We start from the raw sequence: 23,984 nt of genomic DNA on the forward strand, positions 1-23,984 counted from the left end.
GGTGGCCGGTCGGGTGGTCAGTTGTCGTACGGGTAGCGGGCCAGCGGGGGCTCCTGGGCGAAGAACGTCTTGGCGCGCGCCAGGGCCTCGGTGTCCTCCAGGACGTGGCCGGGCCGGGTGCCGTTGCCCAGCAGGACGCCGCCGAAGCGCATGGGGAAGAAGGCGGCGGTGTGGTTCAACGTGCCGATCAGCGGCTGCGCCACCTCCTCCTCGCGGTGCGCGAGCGCCGTCACGCCCCACAGGGTGCGGCCCTTGAGGGTCTCCTTGAAGTCGATCTCCGGGGTCTCCAGCCAGGCGTCCCAGTAGTCGAGGTAGCGCTTGACGGTGGCCGAGACCGAGTACCAGTACAGCGGCGAGGCGATGACGATGTCCGTCGCCTCCAGGGTGGCGTCCAGGAGCAGCGCTTCGTTGTCGCCGACGGGGCGGGGCCGGGCGCGCGGGCGGGTGTCGTCGTGCCGCTGGTCCTCGAAGTCGGGGAGCGGTACGTCGGCGAGGTTCACCCAGCGCTGCTCGACGTCCGGGGGCAGCTGCTCGGCGGCCTTGCGGGTCAGGATCTCGGTGTTGCCCTCCGGGCGGGCGCTGCCGAGGACGAAGAGGAACTTGCGGGTCATGGGATCCCCCTGGGGTCGCTTGCACACGGCGGTTGCTTGCACGTGCACTATATGCACGCGCAATGAAAGTCGTCCAGGGGTGGCCGCTTCACGTCACGGGAACGGCAGCTCGATCACCGGTTACTCGGTTACGGGCGTACGTGGACGGCCCACCCCGAGGCATAGGTGCCGGGCACGGGGTGGCGGGGCCAGGAGCGGGCCCAGTGCGGGGGGCCCGCCTCGCGCAGGACGAGGGCGGCGGGGTGGCGCGGGTCGTCCGGCTCGGCGGGGGCGCAGCCGGCCACGTACGCGATGGGGATCACGGAGGCGTTGCCGCGCAGGACGCACGGAGTGCCGCCGGTCCCCGCTCCGTCACCCCCGACGCCGTGGTCGTGCAGGACTTCGGCGATCCGCACCCAGTCGCCGCGGGCGCCCACCTGGATCCCGGCGTTCCCGCGGACGAGGGGGAGCTGGACGGCGAAGTGTCCGGCGAGGACGAGCCCCAGCGCGGCGAGGCCGACCCACGGCCGACGGGACGCGCGGGCGGCCCCGGCGAGAGCGAGCACTCCGAGGGCGGCGGCCGGGGCGAGCAGGGCGTGGGTGGGGAGGAGGAAGCGAGGGGCGGCGTAGGGGACGAGGAGGAGGTAGGGCAGGGCGACGGCAAGCGCGGCGACGACAGCGAGCAGACAGCCGCGGAGGACGGCGGGGGCGGGCGGACGGGCCTCCGGCCCCCCGACAGGCGCACCACGTGCGCCTCCCACATCACGCACACCCCCCAAGTCCCGCGCGCCTTCCGCGTCCCGCGCACTGCCCGCGTCCCGCGTGCCTTCCGCGTCCCGCGCACTGCCCGCGTCCCGCGTGCCTTCCGCGTTCTGCGGACTGCCTGCGTCCTGCGGACTCCCTGCGTCCCGCGTGCCTTCCGCGTTCTGCGGACTGCCCGCGTCCCGCGCGCCTTCCGCGTCCTGCGGACTGCCTGAGTCCTGCGGACTGCCCGCGTCCCGCGCACTCCCCGCGTCCCGCGCACTCCCCGCGTCCCGCGCACCCCCCAAGTCCCGCACACCCCCCGAGCCCCACACACCCCCCACCCCCCGCAGTCCCCCCACCCCCCGCACGCTCCACAACCCCACCCCCACCAAAACCGGCAGCAGCAGCCACCACTCCGTTGCGATGGGGCGGATGCCGTCGGCGGCGCAGGGGCGGCAGAGGAGCGGGCCGTCCATGACGGTGAAGTGGTGGGCCAGGGAGAGCAGGGGCCGCAGATCCCCCTGCACTTCGCTCGCCTCCCTCAGCCGTTCGCGGACGCCGCCGAAACGGACGTACGCCTCGACGATCCACGGCAGCGCACCCGCCGCGAGCCCCCCGAGCACGGCGAGAACGCGGCCCCGCCCCCGCCAGCCGGGGACGACGAGAGCGGCGACCAGCAGGGGCACCCCCAGGGCGACGCCGTCGTTGGGGCGCATCAGCGTGGCGAGGGCGAGGCCGCACGCGATCCCGGCGCGGGTCGCGGCGGACTGCCGCGGCCACAGGAAGAGGCCGACCGCCCCGACGGCGCCCATGGCGGTGTAGTGGTTGGGCATCGCGGCGCTCGCGTAGAACAGCGCGAACCACAGGCCGCCGTAGAGCGCGGCGGCGAGGGCGGCCGCCGACGGCCGGTGCAGGACGCGCAGCCAGGGGCGGAACCCCAGATACAGCGCGGCGGTGGCGAGCAGCGTCAGCCACACCCTGAGCAGCACGACGGAGTCGCTCCAGGCCGCCACGGGCGCGATCAGGAACGGCACGCCACGGGTGCGGGGCGCGCTGAACGGCGTGGCGGGGCCGTGCGGGGAGTAGCGGCTGGCGTAGACGATCTCGTCCCAGCCGAGGGGCAGGGAGAGCGGAACGAGAAGGAGGGACAGCAGGGCGAAGGCACCGCAGACGGCGAGGAGGAGACGGTGGGCGCGCGGCTGCTGTGCCATCGTCCCAGCTTGCCAAAGACCGGCCTGCCGCCCCGGCTCGGCCACGCGGCGACACCGTCAAGAACGTGCCGGGGAGGTATGGGGAAACCGGCGACATCGACCGTCTGGGCGACGGGGGCCGCCTGGGCGGGGGACGCCGAGCCGTGGAGCGCCTAGTGCACGCAGAACTCGTTCCCCTCCGGATCCGTCATGATCACCCACTCGCCGCCGGGCTCCTTGACGTGCCGCGCGACGGCGGCGCCGAGCGCCTCCAGCCGGCGCACCTCGTCGTCGCGGCGGCCCGGCCCGGTGTGCACGTCGAGGTGCAGCCGGTTCTTGCCGGTCTTGGGCTCGGGCACGCGCTGGAAGAGGATCCGGCGGCCGAGGCCGGTGCCGCTGGCCTCGTCGTACGGGTCGTCGGGGTGCCGGACGGCGATGAGGTCGCGCCAGGCGCGGCGGCCGCGGAACTCGACGGTCGCGGCTTCGGGCGCCGCGCCGAGGCCGAGCAGACGGTCGATGAGGGCGCTGTTGTCCTCGACCTCGTACCCCAACGTCTCGGCCCAGAAGGCCGCTTGGGCGTGCGGGTCGGCGGCGTCGATGACCAGCTTCCAGTGCAGGGTTGCCATGTAACCAGTTATACCGGTTAGGCGGTGCGCGTGGGTGCCTCTTCAGGCGACACAGGCACTGCCGGCGCCCCTGCCGCCGCCCCCGCCGCCCTCGCGGCCACCACCCGCGCCGCGTTCCGCCGGGCCGTGCGCAGCGCGTCCCAGGTCAGCAGGGAGAGTGCCAGCCAGACGAGGCCGAAGCCCGCCCACCGCTCGGGCGGCATCGCCTCGTGGAAGTACAGGATGCCGAGCAGGAACTGGAAGACCGGCGCGAGGTACTGCAGAAGGCCCAGCGTGGAGAGCGGCACCCGGATCGCCGCGGCCCCGAAGCAGACGAGGGGAGCGGCGGTCACCACACCGGTGGCCGCGAGCAGCGCCGCGTGCCCGGCGCCCTCCGTGCCGAACACGATGTCGCCCTGCGTGGCGAGCCACACCAGATAGCCGACGGCGGGCAGGAACTGCACGGCGGTCTCCGCGGCGAGCGACTCCAGGCCGCCGAGGTTGACCTTCTTCTTCACCAGGCCGTACGTCGCGAAGGTGAAGGCGAGGCAGAGCGAGATCCACGGCGGCCTGCCGTACCCGAACGCGAGCACGAGGACCGCCGCGAACCCGATGCCGACCGCCGCCCACTGCACCGGCCGCAGCCGCTCGCCGAGCAGCAGGACGCCCATGGCGATGGTGACCAGCGGGTTGATGAAGTAGCCGAGGGACGCCTCGACGACGTGACCGGAGTTCACGGACCAGATGTAGACGCCCCAGTTGACGGTGATGACCGCCGCGGCGATCGCCACCAGGCCGAGCCTGCGCGGCTGGCGCAGCAGCTCGCGGGCCCAGCCCCAGCGTCGTACGCAGAGCAGCGCGACGCCGACGACCACGAGCGACCAGGCCATCCGGTGGGCGAGGATCTCGACGGCACCGGCGGGTTTCAGGAGCGGCCAGAAGAGAGGGACCAGACCCCACATCCCGTAGGCGGCGAAGCCGTTCAGCAGCCCGACGCGCTGCTCGTTCCCCGGCTTCCCGGCTGCTCCGCTGTCCACGGCCCCTCCTTCGTGCACGGCAGCCCGCGCTGCCCCACTGAAGGTAGCGCCGGGAACCCTCGGCTGTCATGCCCGTTCCAAGGTGACGCTCGTGACGCCCCGGGGGTGCTCCTGGGATCCGGCCGGGCTCAGCCCCGGAGCGCCGCCGCCACCGCGTCCGCGAGCGGGGTCGTGGGCCGGCCGATCAGCTTCGCCAGCTCCCCGCTGGTCCCCGCCAGGCGCCCGCGCGCGATGGCCGCGTCCACGTCGACGAGGACCGCCGCCATCGGCTCGGGCACCCCGGCGCCGGTCAGCACGGCGAGGTGCTGCTCGGCGGGCACGTTCGCGTACGAGATGTCCTTGCCGGTCTGCGCCGCGACCTCGGCGGCGTACTCGGCGAAGCTCCACGCGATGTCGCCGCTGAGCTCGTAGACCTTGCCTTCGTGGCCCTCGCCGGTCAGGACGGCGACGGCGGCCGCGGCATAGTCGGCGCGGGCGGCGGAGGCGACGCGGCCGTCGCCCGCGGAGGCGACGACGGCGCCGTGCTCCAGGACCGGGGCGAGGTGCTCGGTGTAGTTCTCGTGGTACCAGCCGTTGCGCAGGAAGGTGTGCGGCAGGCCGGAGTCGAGGATCAGCTGCTCGGTCGCCTTGTGCTCGGCCGCCAGGTCGAAGTCGGCGTCGGGGCCGCCGAGGATGCCCGTGTAGGCGAGGAGCGCGACGCCCGCCTCGCGCGCGGCGTCGACGACCGCGCGGTGCTGCGGCACGCGCCGCCCGATCTCGCTGCCGGAGATCAGCAGCACGCGGTCGCCCGCGGCGAAGACGCCGCGCAGGCTCTCGGGGGCGCTGTAGTCGGCGACGCGCAGCTCGACGCCGCGCTCGGCGAGGCCGGCGGCCTTGTCCTTGTCGCGTACGACGGCCGCGATGTCCCCGGCGGGGACCCGGGCGGCGAGCAGCCCCTCGATGACGAGACGGCCGAGGTGTCCGGTGGCTCCGGTGACGACGATGCTCATGTCTGGTTGCTCCTGTTACGTCCGGTGGAAGTCGGTATGACACCCACCTTAGGAGCAGCGCTAACTTTCCGTAAGTACCCACTTTGAAGTAAGGTACTGGCATGGACGTAAGTACCTGGAACGTCGCGGGCGAGGAGATGTGCCCCCACCGCCTCGTCCTGGAGCACGTGACGAGCCGCTGGGGCGTCCTCGTCCTGCTCGCCCTGGAGGAGCGTTCGTACCGGTTCAGCGAGCTGCGCCGCGAGATCGGCCGCGTCAGCGAGAAGATGCTGGCCCAGACCCTGCAGACCCTGGAGCGCGACGGCCTGGTGCACCGCGACGCCAAGCCGGTCATCCCGCCCCGCGTCGACTACTCCCTCACCGGGCTCGGCCGCGAGGCCGCCGAGCAGGTGCGGGCCCTCGCGGCCTGGACGGAGCGGCGCATGGGGGACGTGCAGAAGGCGCGCACGGCATACGACGAGGCCCGGTCCTGACGGATCAGGACCGGGCCTCGCGCCGAGCAGGTCGGGCTAGCCGACGACCGTCCATGTGTCGCCGCCCGCGAGCAGTGCGGCGAGGTCGCCCTTGCCGTCCCGCTCGATGGCGGTGTCGAGCTGATCGGCCATGAGCGTGTCGTAGACCGGCCGTCGGACGTTGCGCAGGACGCCGATCGGGGTGTGGTGCAGGGTGTCGGGGTCGGCGAGCCGGGAGAGCGCGAAGGCCGTGGTCGGCGACGTGGCGTGCGCGTCGTGGACCAGGATGTCGGCTTCGTTGTCCGGGGTGACGGCGACGACCTTGAGGTCGCCGGTCACCGCGTCGCGCACGACGCCCTTCGAACCGTCGGCGCCGAAGCGGATCGGCTGCCCGTGCTCCAGGCGGATCACCGCCTCCTCGGCCTGCTGCTTGTCCTTGAGGACCTCGAAGGCGCCGTCGTTGAAGATGTTGCAGTTCTGGTAGATCTCCACCAGCGCGGTGCCGGGGTGCGCGGCGGCCTCGCGCAGCACCGAGGTGAGGTGCTTGCGGTCGGAGTCCACGGTGCGGGCCACGAAGGACGCCTCGGCGCCGATCGCGAGGGAGACCGGGTTGAAGGGCGCGTCGAGCGATCCCATGGGCGTCGACTTGGTGATCTTCCCGACCTCGGAGGTCGGGGAGTACTGGCCCTTGGTGAGGCCGTAGATCCGGTTGTTGAACAGCAGGATCTTCAGGTTCACGTTGCGCCGCAGGGCGTGGATGAGGTGGTTGCCGCCGATGGACAGCGCGTCGCCGTCGCCGGTGACCACCCACACGGACAGGTCGCGGCGCGAGGAGGCCAGGCCGGTGGCGATGGCCGGGGCGCGGCCGTGGATGGAGTGCATCCCGTAGGTGTTCATGTAGTACGGGAAGCGGGAGGAGCAGCCGATGCCCGAGACGAAGACGATGTTCTCCTTCGCCAGGCCGAGCTCGGGCATGAAGCTCTGCACGGCGGCCAGCACGGCGTAGTCACCGCAGCCGGGGCACCAGCGCACCTCCTGGTCGGACTTGAAGTCCTTCATGGACTGCTGGGCGTCGGCCTTGGGCACCAGGGAAAGCGCTTCGATCGTGCTCCCGGTCCCCTCCGGCCCGGCCGTCTTCGTGTCAGCCATCGATGGTCTCCTTGAGAGCCGTGGCGAGCTGCTCGGCCTTGAAGGGCATTCCATTGACCTGGTTGTACGAGACCGCGTCCACCAGGTACTTGGCGCGGATCAGGGTGGCGAGCTGACCGAGGTTCATCTCGGGGATCACCACCTTGTCGTAACGCGCGAGGACGTCGCCCAGATTCCGCGGCAGCGGGTTGAGGTGGCGCAGATGGGCCTGCGCGATGGGGACACCGGCCGCGCGCAGCCGGCGGACGGCCGCGGTGATCGGGCCGTACGTCGAACCCCAGCCGAGCACCAGCGTGTCGGCGGTCCCACCGGCGTCGTCGACCTCCACGTCGGGCACGGCGATGCCGTCGACCTTGGCCTGGCGGGTGCGGACCATGAAGTCGTGGTTGGCCGGGTCGTAGGAGATGTTGCCCGTGCCGTCCTGCTTCTCGATGCCGCCGATGCGGTGCTCCAGGCCCGGCGTGCCCGGGATCGCCCACGGGCGCGCGAGGGTCTGCGGGTCGCGCTTGTAGGGCCAGAAGGTCTCGGTGCCGTCGGCCTCGGTGTGGTTGGGCCCGGAGGCGAACTGCACGCGCAGATCGGGGAGTTCGTCGACCTCGGGGATGCGCCACGGCTCGCTGCCGTTGGCCAGATAGCCGTCGCTCAGCAGGAAGACCGGCGTGCGGTAGGTGACCGCGATGCGGGCCGCCTCCAGCGCCGCGTCGAAGCAGTCCGCCGGGGTCCTCGGCGCCACGATCGGCACCGGCGCCTCGCCGTTGCGCCCGTACATCGCCTGCAGCAGGTCGGCCTGCTCGGTCTTGGTCGGCAGGCCCGTGCTCGGACCGCCGCGCTGGATGTCCACGATCAGCAGCGGCAGTTCGAGCGAGACGGCCAGACCGATGGTCTCCGACTTCAGCGCCACACCGGGACCGGACGTCGTCGTCACCGCGAGCGACCCGCCGAACGCCGCGCCGAGCGCCGCCCCGATGCCCGCGATCTCGTCCTCGGCCTGGAAGGTGCGCACGCCGAAGTTCTTGTGCTTGGACAGCTCGTGCAGGATGTCCGAGGCCGGGGTGATGGGGTAACTGCCCAGGTACAGCGGCAGATCCGCCTGCCGGCCCGCCGCGATCAGACCGTACGAGAGGGCCAGGTTCCCCGAGATGTTGCGGTAGGTGCCGGTCGCGAACGCCTGGGCGGCGGGGGCGACTTCGTAGGAGACCGCGAAGTCCTCGGTGGTCTCGCCGAAGTTCCAGCCCGCGTGGAAGGCGGCGATGTTCGCCTCGGCGATCTCCGGCTTCTTGGCGAACTTGGCCCGCAGGAACCTCTCGGTGCCCTCGGTCGGCCGGTGGTACATCCACGACAACAGCCCCAGCGCGAACATGTTCTTGCTGCGCCCGGCGTCCTTGCGGGACAGGTCGAAATCCTTCAGCGCCTCCACCGTCAGCGTGGTCAACGGCACCGGGTGCACGCTGTAGCCGTCCAGGGAGCCGTCCTCCAGCGGGGAGGTGGCGTAACCGACCTTCTGCATCGCGCGCTTGGAGAACTCGTCGGTGTTGACGATGACTTCCGCGCCGCGCGGCACGTCACCGATGTTCGCCTTCAGTGCCGCCGGGTTCATCGCCACCAGCACGTTCGGCGCGTCGCCCGGCGTCAGGATGTCGTGGTCGGCGAAGTGCAGCTGGAAGGAGGAGACACCCGGCAGGGTCCCGGCGGGTGCGCGGATCTCGGCGGGGAAGTTCGGCAGCGTCGACAGGTCGTTGCCGAAAGAGGCGGTCTCCGAAGTGAACCGGTCGCCCGTGAGCTGCATTCCGTCGCCGGAGTCACCCGCGAAGCGGATGATGACCCGGTCCAGACGGCGCACATCCTTGTCACCTGCGGGCTTGCGTTGTCCTCCGACGACTGCCCCGTCGGCCTGCTCGGCTTGGCTACTGACCTGGCTGGTCACTGAACTGGACCTCCCTCGAGGCGACTGTGCGGAATCGCCGGGACGGCCGGCGCTCCCAAGGTCCACCCTACGTCTGTAAGGGTCGCCTTCCTGGGCTTGCTCGCATTCTGGATGCGTTTCTGAGACGCCGTGTCGCACTGGTTTGCCATGGTTTGCCTCGCCCCCCGGTCCTTCATGGATGACGCTCCCCGCTCATCCTTTGGTTCTAGGACTTGCCTTGACCGACTCCGTGCTCGTGACTCTCTGTGTTCACGCCCGTTCACGCCCGTTCACACCTGTTCATACCTGCCCGGGCCGGAGGGGCGCTCGATTCCGGGTGCCGCCCGACACCGTCTGGCAGGCTGTCAGTCGTTCACGAATTGAGATAGGTGAGGACCGCGAGCACGCGGCGGTGATCCCCGTCACTCTGTGACAGGCCGAGCTTCAGGAAGATGTTGCTCACGTGCTTCTCGACGGCACCGTCGCTCACCACGAGCTGCCGGGCCACCGCAGAGTTCGTCCGTCCTTCGGCCATCAGGCCGAGTACCTCGCGTTCCCGTGGTGTAAGCCCCGCGAGCACGTCCTGCTTGCGGCTGCGGCCCAGCAGCTGCGCCACGACCTCCGGGTCGAGCGCCGTGCCGCCCTCCGCCACCCGCACCACCGCGTCGACGAACTCCCGCACCTCGGCGACCCGGTCCTTGAGCAGATAGCCCACGCCGCGGCTCGACCCGGCGAGCAACTCGGTGGCGTACTGCTCCTCCACGTACTGCGAAAGGACCAGGACCCCGAGGTCGGGGTACTGACTGCGCAGATACACCGCCGCGCGCACGCCCTCGTCGGTGTGGGTCGGAGGCATCCGCACATCGGCGACGACCACGTCCGGCAGGGCGTCCTGCCCGGCGAGGTCGGTGATCGTCTTGATCAGCGCCTCGGCATCGCCCACACCGGCGACCACGTCGTGCCCGCGGTCGGTCAGCAGGCGGGTCAGGCCCTCCCGAAGCAGCACTGAATCCTCGGCGATGACGACCCGCACTTTGTCCTCCATTTTTTGGCCCCCCGGCACTTTTTGGCCCCCCGGCGCGCTTGTCTGGCCCGCATCGGTCCGACAGCGGTCGCGTCGGCCGAACACTCGGCTCCTCAGTATCGCGCGATCCGCCGCCGCCCACCGGGCCGGTCGCCGGACTGTTGCACCCCGGACCACGGGACAGCGCGCGGCCCCGGCTCTGGGGGAGAGCCGGGGCCGCGCGCGGGCGGGTGTCGGGGCCGGTGTCGGATCAGGCCTTGCGCCACGGCAGTTCCGCCGTGACCGTCGTCGGGCCGCCCGCCGGCGAGTCGACGACCAGGATCCCGTCGACCGCGTCGAGCCGCTCCGCGAGGCCCGCAAGGCCGGAGCCCGCCGACACGTCGGCGCCGCCCGCCCCGTTGTCGCTCACCTGGAGCATCAGCCGGTCCTCGGCCCGCCAGACGTCGACGCTCGCGGCGCTCGCCCCGCTGTGCTTGCTGATGTTCTGCAGGAGCTCGGAGACCGTGAAGTACGCGATGCCCTCGATCGCCGCCGCCGGGCGGCTCGTCAGATCCACCTCCATCTGGACCGGCACCGTGCAACGGGCGGCCAGCGAGGAGAGCGCCGCGTCCAGGCCGCGGTCGGTGAGGACGGCCGGGTGGATGCCGCGGGCCAGGTCGCGCAGCTCCTGCAGCGCGACCTTCACCTCGCCGTGCGCCTCGTCCACCATGCGCGCCGCGGCCTCCGGGTCCTCGGCCAGCTTCTCCTTGGCGAGCCCCAGATCCATCGCGAGGGCGACAAGCCGGGCCTGCGCGCCGTCGTGCAGGTCGCGCTCGATGCGGCGCAGGTCGGCGGCGGCGGTGTCCACGACGACACCGCGGTCCGACTCCAGTTCGACGACGCGGGTCGCGAGCCGCGAGGGGCCGAGCAGCCCGGACACCATGACGCGGTCCACGGTCGTCAGGGCCCGCAGGATCCACGGGGTGGCCAGCGTGATGAGGAGACCGGTCGCGGCGGTGATGCCGAGCTCGAACGGATTGTCGAGGTAGATGCGGTGGCCGTCGTCGCCCCCGTAGAGCTGGATGCCGTCCTGCCCCCCGTACATCGGGAAGAGCCAGAACCAGAGCGGATACGTCAGCATCAGCCAGCCGTACGACCAGAACACCGCCGCCACCGCGAACGAGAAGAGCGACCACGGCAGCATCAGCAGCGAGTACAGCAGGTGCCGCCAGGACGCGCCGCTCTTCAGGACGGCACCCATGAGCGCCAGCAGGCCGCCGCCCTTGGGCCGCAGCGGCTCCGGCGGCGCGATGTCCAGACCGAGCAGCCCGCGCGCCCGCGTCCGCTCGATGGCGCCGATGCCGCGGCAGCCGGCCAGACCCGCCGCGAGCACCGGGATGCCGATGAAGGTGATCAGGAGGCCCACGCCGAGCGAGAGCATCGTGATGGCGAAGACGAAGGACGTGATGCCGATCGGCAGGCTCAGCAGGGTGTAGCCGAACTCCCGCCAGGTGCGCGCCTCGATGGGCGCGCGCAGCCCGGCGGGCAGGCGGTGCCGCCGCTCCTCGACGTCGGTGCCCCGGAATTCCGGCCGGTCCATCCGCGCGTACCCCTGTCCGTAGTCCGTGGCCATCGCTGCCGTCCGTTTCTGCGTCTGTGGCTCAGAGGCCCTGTGGCTGGCTCTGTGCTTGTGGTGTCCGCTGTAAGTGCCCTGGTTACAGACTCGTCGGCGCGGCCGCTCGCGACCATGGAGCGGGTCGGCGTCTTCCACCGGGGGTTTTCCCTACCCCACGCGGTCCCGCCACGGCAGCTCCGCCGTGATCGTCGTGGGCCCGCCCTGCGGCGAATCGATCACGAAGAGCCCGTCCACGGCGCCGAGCCGGTCCGCGAGCCCCGCCATGCCCGTCCCGCCGTCGAGCCGCGCCCCGCCGCGCCCGTCGTCCCACACCTGGATGAGCAGCCGCTCCTCCGAACGCCAGACGTCGACGCTCGCGGACTTCGCCCCGCTGTGCTTGCTGACGTTCTGCAGGAGCTCGGAGACCGTGAAGTACGCGATGCCCTCGATGGCGGCCGCCGGGCGCGCCGGGAGCTCGGCGGTCACCTTCACCGGGACCGTGCAGCGCGACGCGACGGAGGAGAGCGCGGCGTTGAGGCCGCGGTCGGTGAGGACGGCCGGGTGGATGCCGCGGGCCAGATCGCGCAGTTCCTGCAGCGCCAGCTTCACCTCGCCGTGCGCCTCGTCGACCATGGAGGCCGCGGCGTCCGGGTCCTCAAGGAGCTTCTCCTTGGCGAGGCCGAGCCCCATGGCGAGGGCGACAAGGCGGGCCTGCGCGCCGTCGTGCAGATCGCGCTCGATGCGGCGCAGGTCGGCGGCGGCGGTGTCCACCACCACGCCCCGGTCGGACTCCAGTTCGGCGATGCGCCGCTCCAACTCGTCGGACGGCGACAGCAGTCCGCGCACCATCGCCCGGTCGGCGTTGGCGAGGCCGCGCGCGATGAAGGGCAGAACCGGCCAGAGCACGAAGAGCCCGGTGAGGGTGACCGTGAAGGTCACCACGCCCCACGGCAGCCGGATGAACGCGTACAGCATGGTGCGCCAGCCCACCGGGTCCTTCAGGTTCGCCCACAGCCGGCCGAGGAAGCCCTGCCCGCGGTGTCCCGGCATCGGGCTCGGCTCGTCGACCCGGACGCCGAGCAGTTTCCTGGCCCGGCCCCGCTCGGCCCTGCCGATGAGGCGCGCGCCGAGCAGCCCCAGCGCGAGCAGCGGCAGACCGATCACCGTCACCGTCAGGCCGGTGCCCACGGCCAGCACGGTGATCGCGTAGACGAAGCCGGCGATCCCCATCGGCAGGTTCACCAGGAGGTGTGCGATCTCCTTCCAGGTGTGCCGGTCGTACGCGAAGCGCGCGGGCGGTGGCCGGTCGTCCTGCGGAGACGTGGTGCGTGCGGTCATACGCGCTAGGGTGCCCGGCTCGCCGCCGCGACGCCATGAGGGCGGCCGCCGGGGCAGCCGGGGGATAACCCCACCCCGGCCGGATCATTGCGTGACGCTCTGCTTACTGAACCTTTAGCAGGCCCTAGACTCCCGTGCGTACAGATCGTCGAAAAGGGTCAGGTTCAGGGAGTGACAGGCGGTCAGGGAGTGAGGGAGTGACGTGCACGTGACGAACGTCGCGGCAAGCTACTACCAGTCGTACTCCGTCGTCGGACTGCTCGCCGTCGTGGGCGTGCTGTTCGTCGCCGTGGCCTTCGGCGCGGGGCGGCTGCTGCGCCCGGTGGTGCCGACCCCGGAGAAACTCCTGACGTACGAGTGCGGCGTCGACCCCGTCGGCGAGGGCTGGGCCCACACCCAGGTCCGCTACTACGTCTACGCGTTCCTCTACGTGATCTTCGCCGTCGACTCGATCTTCCTCTTCCCCTGGGCGACGGTCTTCGCCGCGCCCGGCTACGGCGCGACGACACTCGTGGAGATGTTCATCTTCCTCGGCTTCCTGGCCGTGGGCCTGCTGTACGCATACAAGAAGGGCGTCCTGACGTGGACGTGACCCCGGAGACCGAAGGGCGGCCGCGGCCCGTGCTGCTCCCCGAGCCGAAGAGGCTGGGCGCGCTCGCCCGCCTCGCCCCCGAGCCGATGAAGGTGGTCCTCAACTGGGGCCGCCGGTACTCCCTCTGGGTCTTCAACTTCGGCCTCGCCTGCTGCGCCATCGAGTTCATCGCCGCGTCCATGGCGCGCCACGACTTCATCCGGCTCGGCGTCATCCCGTTCGCGCCGGGCCCGCGCCAGGCCGACCTGATGGTCGTCTCCGGCACGGTCACGGACAAGATGGCGCCCGCGGTCAAGCGCCTGTACGAGCAGATGCCCGAACCGAAGTACGTCATCTCCTTCGGCGCCTGCTCCAACTGCGGCGGCCCCTACTGGGACTCGTACTCCGTGACGAAGGGCGTCGACCAGATCATCCCCGTCGACGTGTACGTCCCCGGCTGCCCGCCCCGCCCCGAGGCGCTCCTCCAGGGCATCCTCAAGCTCCAGGAGAAGATCGCACGGGAGTCGCTGGGGGAGCGGTACGGGAACGGGTCCGGCACCGGGGCCGGGGCCGACGCCGCGAACGGTACCGGGAGCGGTTCCGGTGGCCGGCCCTCGGCGGCCGCGCTCCAGAGCGGCCTGGTGAAGGCGCCCGCGCCGGGGGAGGACCAGGCATGACCGGCTGGCTGCCGAGCCCCGTCGAGGAACTCTTCGGCGCGGAGGCGACGGCCGACGAGTCGTACGACGTACTCACCGTCGACGTCCCTGCCGCCGCGTGGACCACCGCCCTTGAAACCGCCCGCACCACCCTGACCTGCACCTATTTCGACTGGCTGAGCGCGGTCGACGAACCGGGCACCGGTTTCAGGGTGGCCGCCCACGTCGTGGCGCTCTCTCCCGTACGCCGCCTCCTGCTCCGTACGACGGTCGCGCACGACGCCCCGGTGCTCGCCTCCGCGGTCGGCGTCTACGCGGGCGCGGCCTGGCACGAGCGCGAGACGCACGAAATGTTCGGCGTGACCTTTGAGGGCCACCCCGGGCTGACCCCGCTGCTCCTGCCCGACAGCTTCGAGGGCCACCCCCTCCGCAAGGACTTCGTGCTCGCGGCCCGCGTCGCGAAGGCCTGGCCGGGCGCCAAGGAGCCGGGGGAGTCCGAGCACGGCGGACCCAAGCGCCGCCAGATGCTGCCGCCCGGCGTGCCCGACCCGAACGAATGGGGCCCTCTGAAGGGCCAGCTCCCTCCGGCTCCGGCACGTCCGGCGCGCGGGGCGGGGCGCGCCGCCGGGGAACGCCCTGTGCGGCGGACCCGGAGCGTGAGCGAGGGCTCTGCCAGCCAGGCCGCGCCGACGCCTCCGGCGGAGGGCGCATCGGCCACGCCCGCCGAGCGGGAGGCGCCGGCCCGGCCCCCGAGGCGCGCGCGCAGCGCGAGCCAGGGATCGGCGTCACAGCGTGCGCAGACTCCGCCCGAAGCCACGGTTCCGGCCGCAGCTCCGGCCGATGTGGAACCCCAGGCTCCGCGCAGCTCCGACGCTCCCTGGCACCACGCCCGCCCGACGTTCGACACCACGAAGCAGCCCAAGTCCGAGTCCGAGTCTGGTCCTGACCCGACGGCCGAGCCGGAAAATCCCCGTACCGAGGACACCGGAAGCACCGGCGCCACCGAAGACACTGGAGGGAACGAGTGAACGACGCCCTCGACGTCGCCCTGCGCCTCGTCATCGTCTTCGCGGCGTTCCTGGTCCTGCCCCTCGTCGTCGGCCAGACCGAGCACAAGGTGATGGCCCACATGCAGGGCCGCCTCGGCCCCATGCACGCGGGTGGTTTCCACGGCTGGGCCCAACTGGTCGCCGACGGTGTGAAGTTCGCCCAGAAGGAAGACGTCGTCCCGGCCAAGGCCGACCGCCGCGTCTTCCAGCTGGCACCCGCCATCGCCCTCCTCCCGTACCTCCTCGTCCTGATCGCGATCCCGATCGGCCCCGGCGAGGGCGCGGTCGGCGAGGTCGTCGACGCGGGCATCTTCTTCGTGCTCGCGGTCATGGGCGTCGGCGTACTCGGCTCGCTCATGGCGGGCTGGGCCAGCGCCAACAAGTTCTCCCTCCTCGGCGGCCTCCGCACCGCCGCCCAACTCCTCGCGTACGAACTGCCGATGCTGCTCGCCGCCGCCTCGGTCGCGATGGCCGCGGGCACGGTCTCGCTGCCCGGCATCGTCGACGCGTTCGAGTGGTGGTGGCTGCCCTGGCAGATCGTGGGGGCCCTCGTCTTCTTCGTCGCGGGCCTCGCCGAACTCCAGCGCCCGCCCTTCGACATGCCGGTCGCCGACTCCGAGATCATCTTCGGCGCCTACACCGAGTACACCGGTCTGCGCTTCGCCCTCTTCCTCCTCGCCGAGTACGCCGGAATCGTCGTCCTGTGCGGCCTGACCACCGTCCTCTTCCTGGGCGGCTGGCACGGCCCGTGGGGTGCCGACGGGCTCGGCTGGGTCTGGACCCTGCTGAAGACGGCGGTCCTCGCCTTCGTCGTCATCTGGCTGCGTGTCAGCTACCCCCGTCTCCGCGAGGACCAGCTCCAGAAGCTCGCCTGGACCCTCCTCGTCCCGCTCGCCCTCGCGCAGATCGCGCTCACCGGCATCGTGAAGGTGGCGATCAACTGATGCCTCCGATCCCCGGGTCAGGCCTCGCCAAGGGCCTCGCCGTCACCCTCCGCACGATGACGAAGAAGACCGTCACCGAGCAGTACCCCGAGCACCAGCCCGAACTGCCGCCCCGCACCCGGGGCGTCATCGGCCTGTTCGAGGAGAACTGCACGGTCTGCATGCTGTGCGCCCGCGAGTGCCCCGACTGGTGCATCTACATCGACTCCCACAAGGAGACGGTCCCGCCCGCCGCCCCCGGCGGGCGCGAGCGCAGCCGCAACGTCCTCGACCGCTTCGCCATCGACTTCGCCCTCTGCATGTACTGCGGCATCTGCATCGAGGTCTGCCCCTTCGACGCGCTCTTCTGGTCGCCGGAGTTCGAGTACGCCGAGACCGACATCCACGAACTCACCCACGAGCGCGACAAGCTGCGCGAGTGGATGTGGACGGTCCCCGCCCCGCCCGCCCTGGACGCCGGCGCCGAGGAGCCGAAGGAGCTCGCCGCCGCCCGCAAGGCCGCGGAGAAACTGGCCGCCGCCGAGGCCGCCGAAGCCGCCGAAGCCGCCGAGGCCGCCGAGGCCCCCGAGACGAAGGGCGAGGAGTCGTGAACGAGGTCGTGCACATCGCCGCCGAAACACACGGCTTCCTCTCCCCGACCGGCGTCGAGATCGCCTTCCTCCTGGTCGGCATCGTCACGCTCGGCGCGGCGGTCATCACGGTCACGACCAAGCAGCTGGTGCACGCCGCCCTGTGGCTCGTGGTCGCGCTCGGCGGACTCGCCGTCGAGTACCTCCTGCTGACCGCCGAGTTCATCGCCTGGGTGCAGGTCCTCATCTACGTCGGTTCCGTGGTCGTCCTCCTCCTCTTCGGACTGATGCTCACCAGGGCGCCCATCGGCCGCTCCCCGGACGCCGACTCGGGCAACCGTCCGGTCGCGTTCGCGGTGGCCCTCACCGCGGCCGCCGCCCTGGTCTGGGTCGTCGTGGACGCCTTCCGCACCACGGTGATCGACCTGGACGGCGCCGCCCAGGGCTCCACCGATGTGACCGGCTCGGTCCTCTTCCGGCACTGGGTGCTCCCCTTCGAGGCGCTCTCGGTCCTCCTCCTCGCCGCCCTCGTCGGCGCGATCGTCCTGTCCCGCAAGACGGCCAAGGGCACGTCCGCCCCGGACGGAGACCGCTGATGCACCTCCACCTCGCCTATCCCGCCGTCCTCGCCGTCCTCCTCTTCAGCGTCGGCCTGTACGGAGTCCTCGCCCGCCGCAACGCGATCCTGGTCCTGATGTCCGTCGAGCTGATGCTCAACGCCGTCAACCTCAACCTCGTCGCCTTCGACGTCTGGCTCCGCGACTCCCTCCACGCCGGCCAGGCCCTGACCCTCTTCGTCATCGCCGTTGCCGCCGCCGAGATCGGCATCGGCCTCGCCATCGTCCTGGCGGTCTACCGCAACCGCGGCAGCTCCGCCGTCGACGAACTCCGCGACACCGCCGAGGCCGCTGGAACCGCCGAGGCCGCCGCCGAAGAGCCCGACCCCGCACAGCAGCCGCCGTCGGCGCAGACGTCGAAGAAGGCTGAGGCCACCGCGTGACCACGACCACCCTCGCCGTCCTCGTCCCCCTCCTTCCGTTCCTGGGCGCGGCCGCGGGCCTGCTCCTCGGCCGCCGCGTCCCCGGCCTCGTCCGGCCCCTCGCGGTCCTGCCCACCCTGACGGCCCTCGTGCTCGCCGTGCTCGTGGCGGCCCGGCAGGGCGGCGGCACCGGCGGCGGCAAGGCCCCGGTCGACGCCGCGACCGAGCTCACCCCGACCGGCTCGGTCCCCATCGAGCTCGCCCTGCACATCGACGGCTTCGCCGCCCTCGTCGCCGTCCTGGTCGGCGTCGTCGCCTCCTGCGTGCAGATCTACTCGACGGGCTACCTCCGCGACGACCGCCGCTACCCCTCGTACGCCGCTCTCGTCTCCCTCTTCACCTCCGCGATGCTGCTCGTCGTCTACTCCGGCGACCTGATGGTGCTCCTGGTCGGCTGGGAGATCATGGGCATCTGCTCGTACTTCCTGGTGGGCCACTACTGGGAGACCCCCGAGGCGCGCGCCGCCTCCCTGAAGGCCTTCCTCGTCACCAAGCTCGGCGATGTCCCCTTCCTGATCGGTCTGTTCGCGCTCGCCGCCGACACGGGCTCCTTCCGCGTCACGACGATCCTCGCGACGGTCACGGACGGCGGCCTGGACCACCCCACGCTCATCGCCCTGCTGCTCCTCGCGGGCGTGGCGGGCAAGTCGGCGCAGTTCCCGCTGCACACCTGGCTGCCCGACGCGATGGCAGGCCCCACGCCCGTCTCCGCGCTGATCCACGCCGCGACGATGGTCGCCGCCGGCGTCTACTTCGTGGCCCGGCTCCTCCCCGTCTTCGCCGGCTCCGACGCGGCCCTGGTCGTCCTCGCCGTCATGGCCGCCGTCACCATGGCCGGGTCGGCCCTCGCCGCGCTCGCCCAGGACGACATCAAGCGCGTCCTCGCGTACTCGACGATCGGCCAGCTCGGTTACATGACCGGCGCCCTCGCCGTCGGCGACCGCGGAGCCGCCGTCTTCCACCTCCTGTCCCACGGCGCCTTCAAGGCGCTGCTGTTCCTCACCGCGGGCGTGCTCATCCACGCCGCCGGCACCAACTCGCTGGCCGCCATGTCCCGCATGAAGGGCCTGCGCGACCGCGTCCCCGACGCCTACTGGACGATGACCGTGGCGCTCCTCGCGCTCGCCGCGATCCCGCCGTTCAGCGGCTTCTTCTCCAAGGAGGCCGTGCTCGGTGCCGCCGAGCACACGGCCACGGGCCATGCCGCGACCGCGCCCACCGCGGCGGGCTGGATCGTCCTGGTCGCCGGGCTGCTCACCGCCCTCCTCACCGCCGCGTACGCGACGCGGCTCTGGCTGCTCGCCTTCAACGGCCGGGGAACCGAAGCCCCCCGGCACGGCAGGCAGCCCGTCGCCATGACCACCGTGCTCTGGGTGCTCGCCGTCCCCTCCCTCGTCTTCGGTCTGACCGTCGGCGTCCTGCCGGACTGGTTCGACGGCCACTCGCTCGCCCCGACGCTCACCACTTCCGTCGTGGGCACGGGTCTCGCGCTCGTCGGCGGTCTGGTCACCTATGGCGCGTGGCGGCACACCACGGCGCTCACCGCCCGCGTCCCGATGGGCGCGGTCGCCGCGAGCCCCGAGGGTGACGGCGGCCTGGTCGAGGCGGAGGCCATCGCCACCCACGCCCCCGCGTACGGAGACGTGGCCTCGGCACCGGACCCGGCCGACCCCGGCCGCCTGCTGCTCGGACCGCTGCACCGGCACGCGGCCGCCGGCTTCCACCTCGACGCCGTCTACACCGCCCTGTTCGTGCGCCCTGTCCGGGCCGCCGCGGGACTCGTCCGCTTCCTCGACCGCGAGGTCGTCGAGACGTACGTGCGCGGCGCGGGCGCCGCACCCCGCTGGCTCGGCGCGGCCGTCCGCCGCGCACAGACCGGCAACGTGCAGACCTATCTGAGCGCGCTGCTCGCAGGCACGGTCGTCCTGGCCGTCGCCGCCGTCCTCGTCGCCACCGCCGGAGCGTGAGCAGCCGTGATCGGTATCAGTGAGTCCGTGATGCAGTTTCTTCTGGCGTTGATCGTCGTCGGCCCGCTCATCGGTGCCGTGGCCGCCCTCCTGCCGGCCCCGCCCGGGCTGAAGGGAAAGTCGCCCGACCAGGCCGTGCTGCGCCACGGCGTGACCGTGACCGGCGTGATCCTGCTCGCCGCGATCGTCCTCGCACTCGGCTTCGACCACGACCAGCCGTCGAAGATGCAGGCCACGACCGATATCAGCTGGATCCCCGCACTCGACGTGCGCATCCATCTCGGCATCGACGGCATCTCGCTCCCCCTTCTGGTCCTGACCGCGCTGCTGACGTTCCTCTGTGCGCTGTACTCCTACTTCAAGCTGCCTGCGGGCCCGTCCCCCAAGGCATTCGTCGCACTGATCCTCATGCTCGAGTCCGGCACCCTCGCGACCTTCGCCGTCCTCGATCTGCTGCTGTTCTTCCTGGCGTTCGAGATGGTGCTCATCCCGATGTACTTCCTCATCGCCCGCTGGGGCGGTGAGCAACGCACGCAGGCCGCCTGGAAGTTCATCCTGTACACCCTGCTCGGATCCGTCGTGATGCTGCTGGGCCTGCTCCTCATCGGGCTCAAGTCCGGCACATTCGACATGGTGGCACTCGCCACTGACAACGGCCGGGGCCTGACCACATCCGTGCAGGTCATCGCCGTTCTGGCAATCGGGATCGGGCTCGCGGTCAAGACGCCGATGTGGCCGTTGCACAGCTGGCTGCCCGACGCCCACACCGCCGCGCCGACCGTCGGCTCGGTCCTGCTGGCCGGCGTGCTGCTGAAGATGGGTACGTACGGGTTCGTCCGGATCATCCTGCCCATCGCCCCCGACGGAATGCGGGAGTTCGCGCCGTACCTCGCGGCCTTCGCGGTCGTCGGGATCATCTACGGATCCCTGGCCTGCCTCGCGCTCGCCAAGCAGGGCGCGAAGGGTGACCTCAAGCGCCTCATCGCGTACTCGTCCGTCGGTCACATGGGCTTCGTCCTGCTCGGCATCGCGACGATGAGCCCGACCGGCGTGAACGGCGCGCTGTTCGCCAACATCGCCCACGGCCTCATCACCGGCCTGCTCTTCTTCCTCGTCGGCGCGCTGAAGGACCGCACCGGCACCACCGACCTCGACGCCCTCGCGCGGGAGTCCGGTGCCGCGCTGTACGGCAAGGCGCCCCGCCTCGGCGGCCTCCTGGCCTTCGGCGCCGTCGCCTCCCTCGGCCTGCCGGGCCTCGCCGGGTTCTGGGGCGAAATGCTCGCCCTGTTCGGCGCGTTCGAGCCCGCCGCCGACCTGAGCCGCCCGGCCTTCCTCACCTTCATGGCCATCGCCGCCTTCGGCACCCTGCTCACCGCCGCGTACATGCTCATCGTCGTACGCCGTGTCTGCATGGGTCCGATGCCGCAGACCGCCACGGCCGACGAGCCGGCCCCCAAGGCCCTCGCCGACGTCCACGGTTACGAATTCGCCGCCTGGACCCCGCTCGTCGCCCTCACCGTCCTCGCCGGGCTCTGGCCCGCGGCTCTCCTCGGCCTGACCGACCCGGCCGTGCAGAAGCTCCTCACTGGAGGCAAGTCGTGACCGTGGCCGCCGAAAGCGCCGCCAGCCTCGTCCAGTCCGTCGACTGGCTCGCGATCGCGCCGCCGACCATCGCCGCGGTCGTCGGCCTCGTCGTGCTCGTGGCCGACCTCTTCGTGAAGGACGGCAAGAAGGCGCTCCTCGGCTGGCTCTCCGTGGCGGGTCTGGCCGCGGCGGCGCTCTCCCTGCTGCCCCTCCTGGACGACGACCGCTCGACCTTCTGCCTGACCGGCGGGGGCACGCACGCGTGCAGCTACACCGCCGACCGCTTCACCCTCGTCATCCAGCTCCTCGTCCTCGGCGGCGCCCTGCTCGCCGCCCTGCTCTCGATGAGCACCCTCAAGGACTCGGGCGACGAACTCCCCGCAGGGGAGTTCTGGTTCCTGCTGCTCTCCTCCGCGGCGGGCGCCGCCCTGCTGCCCGCCTCGCGCGACCTCGCGACGCTCATCGTCGCCCTCGAAGTGGCGTCCCTGCCGGCGTTCGCCCTCGTCGGCCTCAGGCGCGGCGACAAGCGCTCCTCCGAAGCGGCCCTGAAGTTCTTCCTCTCCTCGGTCACCGCGACCGCGGTGAGCCTCATGGGCGTCAGCTTCCTGTACGCGGCGACCGGCACCCTGCACCTCACGGAGATCGCCACCCAGCTCCAGGAAGTCGACGGGCAGCTCCACACGCTCGCCCAGACCGGTGTCGCGCTCACCCTCGTCGGCTTCGCCTTCAAGGTGGCCGCCGTGCCCTTCCACTTCTGGGTGCCGGACACCTACGTAGGCGCGCCCCTGCCCGTCGCCGCCTACCTCTCCGTCGTCGGGAAGGCCGTCGGCTTCACCGGCCTCATCCTCGTCACCGTCGTCGCCTTCCCGTCGTACGCGGACGTGTGGGGCCCCGCGCTCGCCGTCCTCGCTGCGCTCACCATGACCGCGGGCAACGTGGCGGCCCTGCGCCAGCAGTCCACGCGCGCGTACAGCGCGGTACGCCTCCTCGCCTGGTCCTCGGTCGGCCAGGCCGGGTACCTCCTGGTCCCGATCGCCGCCGCCGGGTACGCCGACAACGAGGCCGCCGCCGAGAAGGCCATCGGCTCCACCGTCGCGTACGCCCTGATGTACGCCGCCGTGAACCTCGGCGCCTTCGCCGTGGCCGCCCTCGTCGGCCGTACGCAGCGCCTGAACCGCGTCAGCGACTACCGCGGCCTGTACGCGCGGAGCCCCCTCGCCGCCCTCGTCCTCGGCTTCTTCCTGCTCTGCCTGGCGGGACTGCCGCCCGGCATCATCGGTCTCTTCGCGAAGGTCACCGTCTTCTCGGCCGCCGTCGACGCGGGCCTCGGCTGGCTCGCCGTGGTCATGGCCGTGAACGTGGTGATCGCGCTCTTCTACTACCTCCAGTGGACGGCGCTCCTGTTCCGCGCCCCGGAAGGGGAGCCGGTCAAGCACCGCGTCCCCGCCCCGCTCACCGCGGCCATCGCGCTGACGGCGGTCCTCGGCATCGCGCTCTCCGGAGCGCCCCAGCTGGTCCTGAGGTTCTCGGACACCGGCCTGTTCTGACGGCCCGCTCCGACAGAGCGCCCCGGCCGCCCCCGGCCGTCACCCGCGCGGCCTACACCGCTCATGCGTGCACAAGGGAACTAGTGCTCCCCGCCTGGCGTTGACCAGTACGGGAGGGTCCACTGAACAGTGGAAGCACCAGTCAGCAGAGGGTTCCCCCACGCACCACCAGGAGGGCGTACCGTGCACCGCCGGCACAACGGGTTGAAGACCGCCGTACTCCTCGGGGGACTGTCCGCGCTCATCCTTGTCATCGGCAGTTTCTTCGGGCGTACAGGCCTGATCGTCGCGCTCTTCGTGGCGCTCGGCACCAACGCGTACGCGTACTGGAACAGCGACAAGCTCGCCCTGCGCGCCATGCGGGCCCGCCCGGTGAGCGAATTCGAGGCCCCCGAGCTGTACCGCATGGTCCGCGAGCTCTCCACCCAGGCCCGCCAGCCCATGCCCCGCCTGTACATCTCACCCACCGAGGCGCCGAACGCGTTCGCGACGGGCCGCAACCCCCGCAACGCGGCGGTGTGCTGCACCGACGGCATCCTCCGCCTCCTCGACGAGCGCGAACTGCGCGGCGTCATCGGCCACGAGCTCAGCCACGTCTACAACCGCGACATCCTGATCTCGTCGGTCGCGGGCGCCCTCGCCTCCGTGATCATGTTCCTGGTCAACTTCGCCTGGCTGATCCCCGTCGGCCGGTCGAACGACAACGAAGGCCCCGGCATCTTCGGCATGCTCCTGATCATGCTGCTCGGCCCGCTGGCGGCCTCCGTCATCCAGCTCGCGATCAGCCGCTCCAGGGAGTACGAGGCCGACGCGTCCGGCGCGCAGCTCACCGGTGACCCCCTCGCCCTCGCGAGCGCCCTGCGCAAACTCGACGCGGGGACGAAGCAGTTGCCGCTGCCTCCCGAGCCCCGCCTCGAGACGGCGAGTCACATGATGATCGCCAACCCCTTCCGTCCGGGACAGGGCATGTCCAAGATGTTCTCCACACACCCGCCGATGGCGGAGCGCATCGCCCGACTCGAGCAGATGGCAGGTCGCCACCAGTGAAGACAATCCTGAACGTCATATGGCTCGTCCTCTGCGGCTTCTGGATGTTCCTGGCCTACTTGGTCGCGGGTGCGATCCTCTGCGTCACGATCATCGGCATCCCGTTCGGCCTGGCCAGCTTCCGCATCGGCCGCTATGCCCTGTGGCCCTTCGGCTACACCACGGTCGAGCGCCGCGACGCGGGCGCGCCCTCCTGCGTGGGCAACGTGCTGTGGCTGCTCCTCGCCGGCTGGTGGCTCGCCCTCGGCCACATCTTCACCGGCATCCTCCTGTGCGTCACGATCATCGGCATCCCCCTGGGCATCGCCAACTTCAAGCTGATCCCGGTCTCGCTGCTGCCCCTCGGCCGCGACATCGTCCGCACCGACCAGCCCTTCGCCGCGCGCTACTGAGGCG

At 71.6% G+C, this 23,984-nt stretch carries 23 protein-coding genes; 13 read left to right on the top strand and 10 right to left on the bottom strand.

Annotation, left to right across the window (positions count from 1 at the left end; all coding sequences use genetic code 11):
* Positions 1-17: 17 nt before the first annotated feature.
* The 5 genes from ACH4D5_RS08790 to ACH4D5_RS08810 all read right to left on the bottom strand — a co-directional run bounded on the left by ACH4D5_RS08790 (position 18) and on the right by ACH4D5_RS08810 (position 5,155).
* Positions 18-611 (bottom strand): flavodoxin family protein, encoded by a 594-nt coding sequence (locus tag ACH4D5_RS08790; RefSeq protein WP_398300106.1) that lies wholly within the window; start codon positions 609-611, stop codon positions 18-20.
* A gap of 128 nt (positions 612-739) precedes the next feature.
* Positions 740-2,545: a hypothetical protein gene (locus ACH4D5_RS08795; protein WP_398300108.1), complete on the bottom strand. Its 1,806-nt coding sequence runs from the start codon at positions 2,543-2,545 to the stop codon at positions 740-742.
* A 152-nt stretch (positions 2,546-2,697) separates the two neighbouring features.
* Entirely contained in the window at positions 2,698-3,150 is a 453-nt protein-coding gene (locus tag ACH4D5_RS08800) for a VOC family protein (RefSeq protein WP_398300110.1), read from the bottom strand.
* Between the two features lie 17 nt (positions 3,151-3,167).
* Positions 3,168-4,166: an EamA family transporter RarD gene (rarD, locus tag ACH4D5_RS08805; protein WP_398300112.1), complete on the bottom strand. Its 999-nt coding sequence runs from the start codon at positions 4,164-4,166 to the stop codon at positions 3,168-3,170.
* Positions 4,167-4,294: 128 nt separating this feature from the next.
* Positions 4,295-5,155 (bottom strand): SDR family oxidoreductase, encoded by an 861-nt coding sequence (locus ACH4D5_RS08810; protein ID WP_398300114.1) that lies wholly within the window; start codon positions 5,153-5,155, stop codon positions 4,295-4,297.
* A gap of 101 nt (positions 5,156-5,256) precedes the next feature.
* On the opposite strand from ACH4D5_RS08810, the gene ACH4D5_RS08815 reads away from it, so the two are divergent.
* Complete coding sequence (locus tag ACH4D5_RS08815; RefSeq protein WP_398300116.1) at positions 5,257-5,628, top strand: winged helix-turn-helix transcriptional regulator; 372 nt, start codon at positions 5,257-5,259, stop codon at positions 5,626-5,628.
* 36 nt (positions 5,629-5,664) lie between these two features.
* Here the strand turns inward: ACH4D5_RS08815 and ACH4D5_RS08820 are convergent, their stop codons facing one another.
* The 5 genes from ACH4D5_RS08820 to ACH4D5_RS08840 all read right to left on the bottom strand — a co-directional run bounded on the left by ACH4D5_RS08820 (position 5,665) and on the right by ACH4D5_RS08840 (position 12,615).
* Complete coding sequence (locus ACH4D5_RS08820; RefSeq protein ID WP_398300118.1) at positions 5,665-6,756, bottom strand: 2-oxoacid:ferredoxin oxidoreductase subunit beta; 1,092 nt, start codon at positions 6,754-6,756, stop codon at positions 5,665-5,667.
* Positions 6,749-8,680, bottom strand: coding sequence for a 2-oxoacid:acceptor oxidoreductase subunit alpha (locus tag ACH4D5_RS08825; RefSeq protein ID WP_398300120.1), 1,932 nt, complete (start codon positions 8,678-8,680; stop codon positions 6,749-6,751). The genes ACH4D5_RS08820 and ACH4D5_RS08825 overlap by 8 nt, the downstream gene beginning before the upstream one ends.
* A 352-nt stretch (positions 8,681-9,032) precedes the next feature.
* On the bottom strand, positions 9,033-9,704 hold the full coding sequence (locus ACH4D5_RS08830; protein ID WP_398300122.1) for a LuxR C-terminal-related transcriptional regulator: 672 nt from the start codon (positions 9,702-9,704) through the stop codon (positions 9,033-9,035).
* A 229-nt stretch (positions 9,705-9,933) separates the two neighbouring features.
* Positions 9,934-11,295 (bottom strand): sensor histidine kinase, encoded by a 1,362-nt coding sequence (locus ACH4D5_RS08835; RefSeq protein WP_398300124.1) that lies wholly within the window; start codon positions 11,293-11,295, stop codon positions 9,934-9,936.
* Positions 11,296-11,445: 150 nt separating this feature from the next.
* The gene (locus ACH4D5_RS08840; RefSeq protein WP_398300126.1) at positions 11,446-12,615 is read right to left on the bottom strand and encodes a sensor histidine kinase; all 1,170 of its coding nucleotides are present in this window, start codon (positions 12,613-12,615) and stop codon (positions 11,446-11,448) included.
* A gap of 202 nt (positions 12,616-12,817) precedes the next feature.
* Between ACH4D5_RS08840 and ACH4D5_RS08845 the strand changes: the two genes are divergently transcribed.
* From ACH4D5_RS08845 to ACH4D5_RS08900, 12 genes are all read left to right on the top strand, one after another.
* A complete protein-coding gene (locus ACH4D5_RS08845; RefSeq protein ID WP_055547887.1) occupies positions 12,818-13,207 on the top strand; it encodes an NADH-quinone oxidoreductase subunit A in 390 nt (129 codons plus the stop codon).
* On the top strand, positions 13,198-13,863 hold the full coding sequence (locus tag ACH4D5_RS08850; protein WP_398300128.1) for an NADH-quinone oxidoreductase subunit B: 666 nt from the start codon (positions 13,198-13,200) through the stop codon (positions 13,861-13,863). The genes ACH4D5_RS08845 and ACH4D5_RS08850 overlap by 10 nt, the downstream gene beginning before the upstream one ends.
* Positions 13,860-14,870, top strand: coding sequence for an NADH-quinone oxidoreductase subunit C (locus ACH4D5_RS08855; RefSeq protein ID WP_398300130.1), 1,011 nt, complete (start codon positions 13,860-13,862; stop codon positions 14,868-14,870). Before ACH4D5_RS08850 ends, ACH4D5_RS08855 begins: the two co-directional genes overlap by 4 nt.
* On the top strand, positions 14,867-15,835 hold the full coding sequence (locus ACH4D5_RS08860) for an NADH-quinone oxidoreductase subunit H (protein WP_398300132.1): 969 nt from the start codon (positions 14,867-14,869) through the stop codon (positions 15,833-15,835). The genes ACH4D5_RS08855 and ACH4D5_RS08860 overlap by 4 nt, the downstream gene beginning before the upstream one ends.
* Positions 15,835-16,425, top strand: a complete 591-nt coding sequence (locus tag ACH4D5_RS08865) for a NuoI/complex I 23 kDa subunit family protein (protein WP_398300134.1) — start codon at positions 15,835-15,837, stop codon at positions 16,423-16,425. The genes ACH4D5_RS08860 and ACH4D5_RS08865 overlap by 1 nt, the downstream gene beginning before the upstream one ends.
* Positions 16,422-17,000 (top strand): NADH-quinone oxidoreductase subunit J, encoded by a 579-nt coding sequence (locus ACH4D5_RS08870; protein WP_398300136.1) that lies wholly within the window; start codon positions 16,422-16,424, stop codon positions 16,998-17,000. Before ACH4D5_RS08865 ends, ACH4D5_RS08870 begins: the two co-directional genes overlap by 4 nt.
* Positions 17,000-17,404 (top strand): NADH-quinone oxidoreductase subunit NuoK, encoded by a 405-nt coding sequence (nuoK, locus tag ACH4D5_RS08875; RefSeq protein WP_398300138.1) that lies wholly within the window; start codon positions 17,000-17,002, stop codon positions 17,402-17,404. Before ACH4D5_RS08870 ends, nuoK begins: the two co-directional genes overlap by 1 nt.
* Positions 17,401-19,410, top strand: coding sequence for an NADH-quinone oxidoreductase subunit L (locus ACH4D5_RS08880; RefSeq protein ID WP_398300140.1), 2,010 nt, complete (start codon positions 17,401-17,403; stop codon positions 19,408-19,410). The genes nuoK and ACH4D5_RS08880 overlap by 4 nt, the downstream gene beginning before the upstream one ends.
* Positions 19,411-19,416: 6 nt before the next feature.
* On the top strand, positions 19,417-21,012 hold the full coding sequence (locus ACH4D5_RS08885) for an NADH-quinone oxidoreductase subunit M (protein WP_398300142.1): 1,596 nt from the start codon (positions 19,417-19,419) through the stop codon (positions 21,010-21,012).
* Positions 21,009-22,541 (top strand): NADH-quinone oxidoreductase subunit N, encoded by a 1,533-nt coding sequence (locus ACH4D5_RS08890; protein ID WP_398300144.1) that lies wholly within the window; start codon positions 21,009-21,011, stop codon positions 22,539-22,541. The genes ACH4D5_RS08885 and ACH4D5_RS08890 overlap by 4 nt, the downstream gene beginning before the upstream one ends.
* Positions 22,542-22,724: 183 nt before the next feature.
* A complete protein-coding gene (gene htpX / locus ACH4D5_RS08895) occupies positions 22,725-23,588 on the top strand; it encodes a zinc metalloprotease HtpX (protein ID WP_393473013.1) in 864 nt (287 codons plus the stop codon).
* Positions 23,585-23,980 (top strand): YccF domain-containing protein, encoded by a 396-nt coding sequence (locus tag ACH4D5_RS08900; protein ID WP_398300146.1) that lies wholly within the window; start codon positions 23,585-23,587, stop codon positions 23,978-23,980. Before htpX ends, ACH4D5_RS08900 begins: the two co-directional genes overlap by 4 nt.
* The last annotated feature ends 4 nt before the right edge of the window (positions 23,981-23,984 follow it).

It is taken from the genome of Streptomyces sp. NPDC018029, from assembly GCF_044327655.1.
Classification (GTDB): domain Bacteria; phylum Actinomycetota; class Actinomycetes; order Streptomycetales; family Streptomycetaceae; genus Streptomyces.